The sequence below is a fragment of the Spongiactinospora gelatinilytica genome, from assembly GCF_003236385.1.
GTDB classification, from domain to species: domain Bacteria; phylum Actinomycetota; class Actinomycetes; order Streptosporangiales; family Streptosporangiaceae; genus Spongiactinospora; species Spongiactinospora gelatinilytica.
On record NZ_POUA01000267.1, the window covers coordinates 1 to 10,971 of the forward strand.

Annotated in this window: 11 protein-coding genes and 1 pseudogene; 7 read left to right on the forward strand and 5 right to left on the reverse strand. The window is 70.4% G+C overall.

What is annotated here, in order from left to right; translation table 11 throughout:
* Positions 1–1,265: MFS transporter (locus C1I98_RS27275; RefSeq protein WP_111170277.1), on the forward strand; the 1,265-nt coding region annotated here is incomplete at its 5' end.
* A 31-nt stretch (positions 1,266–1,296) separates the two neighbouring features.
* On the opposite strand, the gene C1I98_RS27280 is transcribed toward C1I98_RS27275, so the two are convergent.
* The 3 genes from C1I98_RS27280 to C1I98_RS27290 form a co-directional block, all read right to left on the reverse strand.
* Entirely contained in the window at positions 1,297–1,716 is a 420-nt protein-coding gene (locus C1I98_RS27280) for an ArsR/SmtB family transcription factor (RefSeq protein WP_199537255.1), read from the reverse strand.
* A gap of 88 nt (positions 1,717–1,804) precedes the next feature.
* Positions 1,805–2,764 carry a serine hydrolase gene (locus C1I98_RS27285; protein WP_111170279.1) on the reverse strand — a complete coding sequence of 320 codons (960 nt, stop codon included), beginning with the start codon at positions 2,762–2,764 and terminating at the stop codon, positions 1,805–1,807.
* Positions 2,765–2,854: 90 nt separating this feature from the next.
* A complete protein-coding gene (locus C1I98_RS27290) occupies positions 2,855–3,835 on the reverse strand; it encodes a threonine ammonia-lyase (RefSeq protein ID WP_111170280.1) in 981 nt (326 codons plus the stop codon).
* A 378-nt stretch (positions 3,836–4,213) separates the two neighbouring features.
* Here C1I98_RS27290 and C1I98_RS27295 point away from each other — a divergent pair, with 378 nt between their 5' ends.
* The 3 genes from C1I98_RS27295 to C1I98_RS27305 are packed head-to-tail and all read left to right on the forward strand — an operon-like array spanning position 4,214 to position 6,418.
* Positions 4,214–4,546, forward strand: a complete 333-nt coding sequence (locus C1I98_RS27295; RefSeq protein WP_146607658.1) for a hypothetical protein — start codon at positions 4,214–4,216, stop codon at positions 4,544–4,546.
* Positions 4,547–4,574: 28 nt separating this feature from the next.
* Entirely contained in the window at positions 4,575–5,207 is a 633-nt protein-coding gene (locus C1I98_RS27300; protein ID WP_111170287.1) for a TetR/AcrR family transcriptional regulator, read from the forward strand.
* Positions 5,208–5,257: 50 nt separating this feature from the next.
* Positions 5,258–6,418 (forward strand): cytochrome P450 family protein, encoded by a 1,161-nt coding sequence (locus tag C1I98_RS27305; protein WP_111170282.1) that lies wholly within the window; start codon positions 5,258–5,260, stop codon positions 6,416–6,418.
* 277 nt (positions 6,419–6,695) lie between these two features.
* Here C1I98_RS27305 and C1I98_RS27310 read toward each other — a convergent pair whose 3' ends face one another.
* Positions 6,696–6,884 (reverse strand): hypothetical protein, encoded by a 189-nt coding sequence (locus C1I98_RS27310; protein ID WP_111170283.1) that lies wholly within the window; start codon positions 6,882–6,884, stop codon positions 6,696–6,698.
* A 114-nt stretch (positions 6,885–6,998) separates the two neighbouring features.
* Between C1I98_RS27310 and C1I98_RS27315 the strand changes: the two genes are divergently transcribed.
* Together C1I98_RS27315 and C1I98_RS46375 are read left to right on the forward strand one after the other, a co-directional pair.
* Positions 6,999–7,397, forward strand: coding sequence for a class I SAM-dependent methyltransferase (locus C1I98_RS27315; protein ID WP_199537256.1), 399 nt, complete (start codon positions 6,999–7,001; stop codon positions 7,395–7,397).
* 91 nt (positions 7,398–7,488) lie between these two features.
* Positions 7,489–8,220, forward strand: a pseudogene (locus C1I98_RS46375) (DUF7873 family protein).
* Between the two features lie 507 nt (positions 8,221–8,727).
* On the opposite strand, the gene C1I98_RS27325 reads toward C1I98_RS46375, so the two are convergent.
* Positions 8,728–10,011: an esterase-like activity of phytase family protein gene (locus C1I98_RS27325; protein ID WP_111170285.1), complete on the reverse strand. Its 1,284-nt coding sequence runs from the start codon at positions 10,009–10,011 to the stop codon at positions 8,728–8,730.
* A gap of 281 nt (positions 10,012–10,292) precedes the next feature.
* Between C1I98_RS27325 and C1I98_RS27330 the strand changes: the two genes are divergently transcribed.
* A complete protein-coding gene (locus C1I98_RS27330) occupies positions 10,293–10,916 on the forward strand; it encodes a hypothetical protein (RefSeq protein ID WP_146607659.1) in 624 nt (207 codons plus the stop codon).
* The last annotated feature ends 55 nt before the right edge of the window (positions 10,917–10,971 follow it).

The window sequence follows — 10,971 nt, forward strand, 5'->3', positions numbered from 1 at the left end:
CCCCCCGAACCGAGCCCGCCACCGACGGTCCGCGCCGCGGGCGCGTCGCGGCCCTTCTCGCCGCGATGTTCCTGGTGAACGTCTTCGGTTACGCCGCCAACAACGCCGCCATCGCCGTGCTCCTGCCCTCGCAGGTGAGGTCCGCCGCAGGCGACGGCGCCGTCGCCGCCCTGGCCCTCGTCAACGGCGTGAGCGCGATCGCCTCGTTCGGCATACCGCCGCTGGTGGGACTGATGTCGGACCGTACCCGAACGCGCTGGGGGCGTCGATCACCCTGGATCCTCGGCGGCGGTGCCCTGACCGCCGCCGCGCTGGTGCTCACCGGAGCGGTCTCCACCGTGACCGGCCTGGTGATCGGCTGGTTCCTGGTCCAGGCCACGATCAACATCGGCCTCAACATCATCCTGGCCACGATTCCGGAAGGCATTCCGGCGAAGCGCCACGGCCTGGCCAGCACCGTGCAGGGGGTCGGCATTCCCGTGGGCGGCATCATCGGCGTCCAACTGGGCGCGGCCCTGGTCGACTCCGTCATGGTCGCGTACGCGCTGCTCGGCGGCCTCTTCCTGATCGCTTCCGTCATCTCCGCGGTGCTCATCCGGGAACGCTCCAACACGGCGCAGGACGCTCCGGACCTTGCGCGCGAGCCCATGGGACGGCAGTTCCTGGCGATGTTCAGCAGCCTTCTCGACCGGGACTACCGGTGGGTCTTCATCTCCCGGGCCGTCATCTATCTGGGCTACAACACCGTTTTCGGCTTCAGCCTCTACATCCTGCAAGATCACATCGTGCTGCCGGCCGGGCTCGCGCCCGCCTCCGCGGTGGCGACCGCCCAGACGACCAGCATCGTGTTCCTCACCATCGGCACCCTGATCTCCGGGCCGCTGGTGGATCGGCTGGGACGGCACCGGGGGTTCGTGCTGATCTCGTCCCTGCTCCTGACGTCCTCGATCGTCCTGCCGCTGCTCTCGCCGAGCTGGACCATGTTCCTCGTCCAGGCCGGGCTGAGCGGATTCGCCCTCGGCGCGTTCCTCGGCGTCGACCTCTCCCTCGCCACTATCGTGCTGCCCAAGACCGGCGACGCCGGTCGTGACCTGGGCGTCTTCCACATCGCCCTGAACGCGCCCCAGGTCGTCGCACCGTTCGTCGCCGCACTGGCGGTTCAGCACCTCGGCGGGTACCACGCGCTCTTCATCGTGGGCGGCGTCTTCGCGTTCCTCGGATCACTCACCGTACTCCGCGTCAGACCTCAGCAGGTGACCACATGACCGCCCGCGCCCGTGCCTCCGCTTCGCCGCCTCAGCCGGGAAGATCGTGAGGTTGCGGCGGCCTGCCTGAATCCTCTGTCACGTCGATCGCGGCGGCGGCGAGGGCCAGCACGGGGAAGATCGCATGCGCCGGGACCCGATAGACCCCGCGCTCCGGCTGCTCGACCAGCCCGGCCGAGGTCAGCGTCTTGAGATGGTGGTAGAGCTGGCCCGGCGAGGCCAGGGCCAGCTCGGTCTGCAGGTCGGCGACCGGTTTGGGCCCGGCGACCAGTAACTGCAGGATTTGGAAGCGGGCCGGGTGCCCGGCGGCGGCCAGTACGGCGGCCAGCGGCCCGGCCGGCTGCCGCAGCAACCACCCGGGGCTGCGCTTCACTTCCCACAGCCACTCATAGCCGCCGAGCTTGGCCTGACCACCGTAGGTGATCAGACCCGTGTCATCGCCGGCGGCCACCGGCTTGGGCGCGTTGAGCGCGGCCTCAAGGGCGGCGACCCGCGCCTCAAGGCTCTCCAGCCGGTCGTCGGCACTGCTCAGTGCTGCCTCACTTCAATGCTGCACGAACCTTCGCGAAGAACGCCGAATCGGTCGCCATCCGCACGATGAACTGCTGATGAGCATAGCTCCGCAGCCCCGACAGCCAAGTCGACGTGGGCAGGCGCCGCAGCACCAGTACCGTCTCGCGCGGCTTCTCTCCAGGCTGGACGGTGTACATCGCCTCGCTGATGATGCCGGGCAGCGCACCCCCCTTCGCGCCGAGGCGCAGCGTGTCGGGGTCGGCACCGGGCTGGCGCATCGGCCACTCCAGGTGCTTTCGCGCGATCTTGTCTTTCCTGAGGTCGGAGAGCACCTCGCGCAGTACGCCAGGCTTGATACGGGCCACCTTCTCGGCCCAGGCGGCCTGCTCGGCGATGCCGGGGAGCTTGAGCTGGATCTGCTTACCGGCCTTGACGTAGTTCTTCAGGCAGACGTCGGCGGGCAGCTTGCAGCCGCCGAACCCGCGGAGCATCTCGCCGTTGATGGTGCCGACCGGGGTCCGCGCGAACTTGCTCACCGCGGCGGGGCCGAGGCGGTCGCGCAGCAGATCGGCGGCGGCGTTGTCGCTTTCCTCGATCATCGCGGAGACGATCTGGTCGAGCGTCGCGTTCGCGCCCGGCTTGAGCCGCTTGAGCGCTTCCTCGTGCGCGCCGCCGTCGGTACCGGGCAGGTGGTAGGCGTTCCATCGAACCACGGGCACGCGCTCGCCCGGCTTGATCTTCCCCTTGCGCACGGCGTCGGCGTAGGCGGCCAGGTGGGTGATCTTGAGGGCGGACGCCACGGACGTGAGCTGGTCGGCGTTGTGCCTGATGCCCTTCGTCACCAGCGCGACGTCATTGGGATGGGCGCGGATGTAGGCGAGTACGGACTCGACGTTCTTGAGGTCGGCGGGGGCGGGGGCGGCGACGCCACCGGTCACCGGGGCCGCCACGGCGGCGGCCAGGAACATGCTGAGGATCGTCTGCATGACTCGATTGAACCATAAAATCGAAATTCCGGAATAATGGAGCTTGAAGGTCGTGCAGGCGTGAGGCCGTGTGCCGGGCCCCGGTGGAGGTCAGGTTCTGTCGATCGGGGTCGTGCCCATCCAGCGCAGGTAGGCGTCCATGTCGACGTTGCCGCCGCACACGATGGTGGCCACATGCTTGCCGGCGAAGCGGGCGCGGTCTTCGAGGACGGCCGCGATGCCGAGCGCCGCCGAGGGTTCGACGACGAGGCCGGCGTGGTCGAGGAGCATGCGCATGCCGGCGATGATCGACGACTCCCGGACCAGGACGGCGTCGTCGGCGACCAGCAGAAGGTCGTCCAGGACGGCCGGGATGGGACGCCGGCCGGCGACGCCGTCGGCGATGGTGTCGGTCGAGTCGGTGGTGACCACCTGCCGGCGGCGCCAGGAGTACGTCATCGCCGGTGCGCCCAGCGGCTGTACGCAGATCACCTCGACCCCCGGCGCCAGGGCCTTCAGCACATGGCCCACACCGGTGGCCATGGCCCCGCCGCCGAGCGCGATCAGCACGGCGTCGAACGACGGCGCGGCGTCGGCCAGCTCCAGGCCGATGGTCGCCGCGCCCTCGCAGGTCTCGATGTCCAGGCTGTCTTCGACCAGCCGTACGCCGTCGTGTCGGGCGATGGCCGCCGCCCGCTCGCGCGCCGTGTCGAAGTCGCCGTCCACCAGCTCCAGCCTGGCGTCCAGGGCGCGGATGCGATCGAGCTTGGCCGCGGGCGCGAAGCGGGACGCCACGACGGTGACGTCGAGCCCCCGGCCGCGGCCGGACCAGGCGAGGGCCTGGCCGAGGTTGCCCGCGCTGGCGCAGACCACGGCCCGCCGGCCGGCATCGGCGAGCAGGCTCGCGACCAGCTCGGTGCCGCGGCCCTTGAAGCTGCGTACCGGGTTCGCCGTTTCTAGCTTGACGCTCACCGCGCACCCGAGGCCGGGCTCCAGCGCCTCGCAGCGGTACAGCGGGGTGTCCAGGAAGACCGGGTCGATCACCCGGCGGGCCGCCCGGATCCGGGCGGTGTCCAGGCGCGTCTCCGGCATGGCACAGCAGCCTAGCCGTCGTGCCGAAGCCCGGCGACGGTACCTCGGTACTCCCGCCGAGGGTCCGGAGTACCGCGCGGAGATCATCCGGGATGCGGACGATTCGGGCGGGCGGCGGCGGAAGGCTGTCAGCAGTGGCCCGGCTCGCTGTGCAGGCTTCCTTGATCTGGCTGGCGTGGCGGACGCTCCGATGGCATCGTGGACCGGCAGGCGCTTCCCCGCGCGAACGGCCTCATGCAGGTCTTCGTCTCCATCGCCCAGGCCGTCGGCCGCTGGCGGGCTGGGTCGTCGAGCTGAGCGACGTCGGCGGCGCGCTGCTCGTCACGTCCGAAACTGCCGTCCCATCTGCTGATCACCCTGTTGTGCGCGGGAATGGGCGTGGCGTTCGGAGTCATGGCCGCGGCCGGTCAGACCTGGTCGGTCGGCCTGCTGATGATGTCGTTGATGTTCCTGCTCTCCCTGCTCGGCCGCCTGCTCACGCTGTTGTTCCAGGACACCGTTCCGGCCGAGTACCTCGGCCGCGTCACCGCCACCTCGCAGTTGCTGACCACCGGCTTCGGCCCGCTCAGCGTGCTGTCCGCGGCGTGGCTCAGCGACGTCGCATCGGCCCGCTTCGTCTTCGTCATCGTGGCGGCGGCCGCGCTGGCACTGGCGGTGCTGTCCCGCTTCGGCGTGATGAGCCGGGCGGACTGGCGTATTCGCTTGCCGTAGGGCTGACCATTTGGTTAGTATGCTGACCATGCGGTCAGACAACAATGACGACCTCACCGCGCGGGCCCGGATCAGGAACGCGGCGTTGGAGTTGTTCGGCGCCGAGGGGGTCGGCCGGGTCAGCGTGCGGGCGGTCGCCGCGCGGGCCGGGGTGTCCCATGCGCTGGTGCTGCACCATTTCGGCAGCAAGGAGGGCCTGCGCAAGGAGTGCGACGGGTACGTGATCTCCCTGGTACGCGGCGGTCCCGGCCTGGAGGCGCTGGACGACGCGCCCGGGCTGGGGGCGCTGCTGGAAGCGGGCACCGCCGTACGCCGCTACCTGGCCCGGGCCTTCCTGGACGGCACGCCGGAGGCCGCCGCGTTGTTCGACGAGATCGTCGCGGCCACCGGCCGCTGGCTGGACCAGGGCGTACGCGAGGGATGGGCGCAGCCCAGCGAGGACCCACACGCGCGGGCGGCCATCTACGTGACGTGGCTGCTGGCGCCGCTGACCTTCGGCGAACACCTGTCCAGGGCGCTGGGCGTGACCGACCTGCACGGCACCGACGCCACCCTCCAGTACTCCAGAGCCGCCATCGAGATCTTCACCCGGGGCGTGTTCGCCGACGACCGCATCCTGACCGCATGGGACGCGGTCCGAGAAGAGCGGCAGCGGCCCTGAAGCCGCCGCGGACCGCCCTATCCCCTTTTTAGTTCCCTTTTGGAGCCGACATGAGCACTCTCGCCGGTCTGCTGACCGCCCCCGACCGTGACGCGTACCTGACCGGCCTGGCCAAGGACGGCCCGGTCAGCCGCGGCACCTACCTGGACGGCACCCCCATCTGGCTGGTCACCGGTTACCCGGAAAGCGTCACCGTACTGACCGACCCCCGTTTCAGCAGCGACATCACCAAACAACGCAAGATCGACCTCGCCGCGATGGCCGGCCTGCCCGAGGACGTCGCGCCGTACCTGCTGCACACCCTCGGCGTGTACGACCCGCCCGACCACACCCGCCTGCGCCGGCTGGTCTCCCGTGAGTTCACGGCCCGCCGGGTGGAACGGCTGCGCCCGCGCATCCAGCAGATCGCCGACGCGCTGCTGTCCGTCGTGCCCGAGAAGTTCGACCTGATCGAGCGGTACGCCTACCCGCTGCCCATCGAGGTCATCTGCGAACTGCTCGGCGTACCCGCCGATGACCGCGACACCTGGCGCACCTGGACCGCCGCCCTCGGCGCGCCCGACCTGGGCCGGATCGCCGAGGGGGCCAGGGGACTGGTCGGCTACATGCGCGACCTGATCGCCGCCAAGCGGCGCGCGCCCGGCGACGACCTGCTGTCCGGGCTGGTCAAGGTACGCGAGAACGACGGCGACCGGCTCGGCGACGAGGAGCTGATCTCGCTCTCCATCAGCATCCTGATCGCCGGGCACGAGACCACCGTGGGCCTGATCAGCCAAAGCGTCCGGCTGGTCCTGGCCCGCTCTCTTGGGCTCGGCGACGTCGAGGCGGCGGTGGAGGAGTTCCTGCGGTACGGCGGGCCCGCCGAGATCGCCGTCATGCGGTACACCCTGGAGGCGGTGGAACTCGGCGGCGTCGCGATCCCGGCGGGGGAGGCGGTGCAGGTCGTGTACGCGGCGGCCAACCGCGACCCGCGCCGCTTCGACCGGCCCGAACTCCTCGACCTGCGCCGCCCGGACAACGCCCACCTCGGCTTCGGCCACGGCATCCACTACTGCCTGGGGGCGGCGTTGGCCCGCGCCGAGGCGCAGATCGCGCTCACCAGCCTGTTCGACCGGTTCCCTGGGCTCGCCCTGGGCGGGGAGACCGACTGGCAGCCGGGCATGAAACGGGCGCTCACCGGCCTGCCGGTCCGTACCTCCCTGCCCGCCTGACCCCCGGGCCGTCCCCGCCTGCCTGACGGCCGGGCCGTCACCGGCCGGCGCGCGGCAGGATCGGCATGGCGGCCACGGGCCGGCGCGGCAGCCGCGCCGTACGCCGTGACGAGCTGCCCGGCCAGCGGCTCGCCGACCCGCAGGTCAGCGGCGATGTCCGGCAGCACCCCGGCGATCACCATGTCCCCGGTGGCCCCCGCGAACGTGGCCAGGGCCAGCGGCAGGGCACGACCGATCGACGCGGTACCGGTCCCGGCCCGCGTTGCGGAAACGGCCATCAGCCCGCCTTGACCCGGCCGAGCCCGCGCTCGATCTCCTCGGCATGCGCGGCCAGCCGCCCACGCAACCGGCTCAGCCGCCCGATCCGCTCATCCAGACTCTCCAGCCGCGCCCGCACGGTGTCCAACGCCGCCGCGCGGGCGGCGGTGTCCCAGTAGCCGGTGATCGCGGACGTAAGCTCGGTCATGGCGACGATTCTGCCAATCGCCACCGACAGTTCTGCGACCCCGACCGGGGGATCCGGGCTTCGCCTACTCTTGCATGGATGTCGGTACGTCTTTCGCCGCGTCTCGCGGCCGTCGTGAACGCGCTTCCCCTCCGGCCGGACTCACGGGTGCTCGAAATCGGATGCGGGCCGGGGGCGGCCGCACGGGCGGTCGCGGAGCGGCTCACCAGCGGCCACATCCTGGCCATCGACAGGTCCGCCGCCGCCATCGCGCAGGCCGAGGCAGGTGCGGCTGAGGAGATCGCGGCCGGGCGGATGAGCGTCCGGCAGGTCGCGGGCGAGGACTTCGCCCTCCAGGCACAGGAGGAACCGTACGACCTGGTCTTCGCCGTCCGCGTCGGCGCACTCGACGGGCGGCACCCCGAGGCCGGGCAGCGCATGCTGCGGCGCATCGCCGAGGCGACCACGCCCAACGCCCGCCTCTTCATCGACGGCGGCGACCCACTTCGCGAGCTGGTCATCCCGCGCCCTTGAGCGTCATGACCGTCTTGCCAGCGGGACGATCGGCGTTATCGGGTGAATATTCAGATGTGCGGGCGGGACTTGCCCGTCTACAGTTATTCGCGTGACGAAGCTCAATCAGATCCTCGCGGTAGAGAAGGGCGTGAAGTCCGACGTCCAGCGTAAGGTGACCGATGCCTATCAGCAGATTCAGAAGGCCCCCCTGCTTTCTGGTATCTCGCGCACCTACCAGCCGATCGACGATGAGGGTGAGCAGTTGCCGCCCGAGGCGACGCGCGTTCAGGTGCAGGCGGAGACCGTGCTGAAGGGCGTTGGGGAAGTCCTCACGCGTTTGTTCGACGTGACCGCGACAAAGGATTGGGCGAACTGCGCCGCCAAGGCCGACGTGATGGTGGACGGTTCGGTACTGCTGGCGGATGTGCCCGTCACTTATCTGCTCTTTCTGGAGTAGCAGCTCACCGACGTGCACACGTTCATTTCCAAGCTGCCGACTTTGGACCCGGCCGAGACCCGGGCACAGGACGAGCACACCGAGGCATGGCGTACCGAGCCGGTCAAGACGACCCGTACCAAGAAGGTGCCGCGCAACCACGTGCTGGCCGCGGCGACCGACAAGCACCCGGCGCAGGTGCAGGTTTACAACGAGGACATCGTCGTCGGCTACTGGACCAAGGTCGCGTTCTCCGGGGCGCTGCCGCAGCGCCGCGTCAACGAACTGCTGGCCCGGGTGCAGAAGCTCCAGGAGGCCGTCAAATATGCGCGCGAGGAGGCCAATGGCACCGAGGTCGTCGATCAGAAGATCGGCGAGAAGGTGTTCGCCTATTTGCTCGCATGACCCTATAGACCCCCTCGCCTGCGCGCGAGGGTGCGCGAGGAGCGCAAGCTGAGGCTGAAGCCTGAGCCTGATTCAGGGCCGCACGGCCCGATCAAATTCAGATTCTCGCTCCAGATTCAGCATTGACCGTCGGGCGCCGGACCGACCGAAGGCGGACGGAGATTGTTGAGATGCCGGTTCGAATCCGGCCCGGGCCTCCACTCGTGGCCCGGTGGCTCAACGGCAGAGCGCACATCGACCAGGACTGATCCGCCTTCTTGAACGCCGCCGGCACCACCTGTGACGGCATCTTCCAGGCCCCCCGGCCATGGGTGGTCCGGGGGGCCGCTCCATTTCCCGGTGGCACGCACCCTTCCTGCGGGACCGGCTACTACACGCCGTAGTATGACGCGCTGTAGTAGAACGCGGAAGGAGATGTGATGCGGCGTTCGGCGCACTGTTCGGACCCGAAATGCGAATGCCCCCGCGCGGGGGCATTCGGGAAGCGGGGGTATCAGGGAAAGGGGATCAGCCGACCGGGCGGGGGAGGCGGATGGTGACGATTCGGCTGGGCACGCCGGAGTTCACCAGCCGGCCGTCCGCGCCGAACCCCCCGACGCCGAAGTCGTTGTCGTTGGCCACGACGAGGGTCCGCCGGTCGAGCAGGGTGACGCCCTCGACCTTGCCGGGCAGCGTGGGGGCGACCTTGGACAGGTCGGCGACCAGCGACTTGGCCGGGAACCGCACGCCCTGCGGCGTGGCCTGGGCCTCCAGCGACGGCGCGGTGGCCGGGTCGTCGTAGCGCCCGCCGAGCAGGTTGGTGGCCTTGGCCAGGTCGATCTGGTAGATCCGGGCCACGTTGTCGGTGCGCTCGTCCACCAGCAGCTTGCGACCGCTCACGTGCGCCAGGCCGGAGATCTTCATCTCGTCCTGGTCGCCGTCCGCCTTGGGGTCGAAGGTGGTGACGTCCTCGAACCGGTAGGCGTACTCACCGGTCACCCGCTCCGCGCGGATGTCGTACGTGAGGATTCGCCCGTTCCGTGATGACTCGGCGGTCTTCTTGTCCGGGTTCGCCAGCGGGCTCTGCACGGCGAGGTAGAGGGTGCCGCCGCTGATCGCCAGGCCCTCGAAGCCGCGGTTCTGCTGCCGGGAGGCGAGGATCGCGGGCAGGGTCTCCTTGACCGGGTAGTCGGCGCCGGTGAGCTTGAGGCCCTTGGGCACGTACCGGGCCAGCACCTTGCCCCGCTCCGAGACGTGCAGCAGTGACGGCGCGTACTCGTCCACCAGCCAGAAGTCCCCGCGCGGGCCGCGCACGATGTCCTCGGTGTCCACCCCGCTCGGGTTGTACGGCAGCGCGGTCCGCCCGTCCCAGGTGTAGGGCTCCTCGTCGTGGCCCTCCTGGTTGCTCAGCCCGGTGATTGGCTTGCCGGAGTCGCCGACCAGCGGCAGGTACTTCTTGATCTCGACGCCGAACCGGGTCGCCACCTGGACGATCGCCGGGGCGAACTCGGGGATCGGGAACGTGCGGCGCTTGTCGCCGTCCACCTTGATCTGCCCGTTCGGCCCGCGGTCGGTGACCATCCAGTAGTCGCCGCGCCGCGCGGCCGGGAACAGGCCGCTGCCGATCCCGCCCAGCTCCACCCCACGGTCGTCGGTGATGGACCCTTGCAGCTCGGCCAGGGGAACCGGCGGGATGCGCACGTCCTTGGTGACGACGGGCTGCCGCTCGGGGCCGTGTTCGGCCGCGACGGGGGTCGGTACGGCAAGGGGCACGGCGGCGAGCGCCAGGCCCGCGAAGATGGGACGGAACATGGCATGGCCTTTCATCGGCATGGCGTTCATTGATATTCCGCGCCTGTTGACGTCAACCAACCACATGATGACGCGGCGATGAAGGCCCGTTGTCGGGCATGTCGGGGGCGGTGACGCGGGTGCGACGGGCGGGTGGCACGTCCGCGACGGGCCGGGTGCGATTGTTCGGATCGGTTCTCGTTCGGGGGTGAACGCCGGATGCCTGCTCCCGTGAAGCTTCCCCGACCGCCCGCGCCGGCCGTGTCTCCGGTGCCGGATCCGCGCCGGCCTGGCCGTCGGCCGTGGTCCAGGCGCGGCGGGCGGTGGGCAACGCGGCGGTGGCGGCGGCGCTGGGCGGTCCGTCCCGCTGTACCGAGCCGATGCCGTGGGCGGGGGAGTCGCTGCTCGCGGGCCAGAACCTGGTCGGCAGCCAGGCCGTGGCCGGCCGCGCGAGCGCGCCCGCCGCACCGAAGCAGAAGCCGAACCCGAAGCCGCCGCCGGTACGTCCGGCCGGCGTGAAGAAGGCCGCCGCGCCGCCCGAGCAGAAGGACACCTCGACCGCGGAACGGCCGGACAAGAAGGCGACGCGGGAGCGGGCCGGCCGGCGGTCGCCGGGGGCCGATCCGAAGTTCCAGGCGCTGAAGAAGGACGTCACCGCCAAGAAGCGGCGGATCGGTACCAGCCACCCGCCCGCGACCGCCGAAGCCGGTGCGGCGCAGGCCGCCGCGGTGCCGCCCCGCGATGATCGGGAGGCGCGGGGTAAGGCCGCGCACGCGGAGGAGATGGACGCGGCCCGGCCGAAGGAGTTCGACAAGCAGGCGTTCATCGCGGCGGTGAAGAAGGCCGTGGCCGATCGGGGACGATCGTCGAGCTGGGCCGGATGCTGGTGGGCGTGCTGCGCAAGGCCGCCTCCGCCGTCGGACTGATCCTCAAGGACCCGATCGGGTTCCTCAGGAACCTGGTCACCGGGGTGGGCGGGGG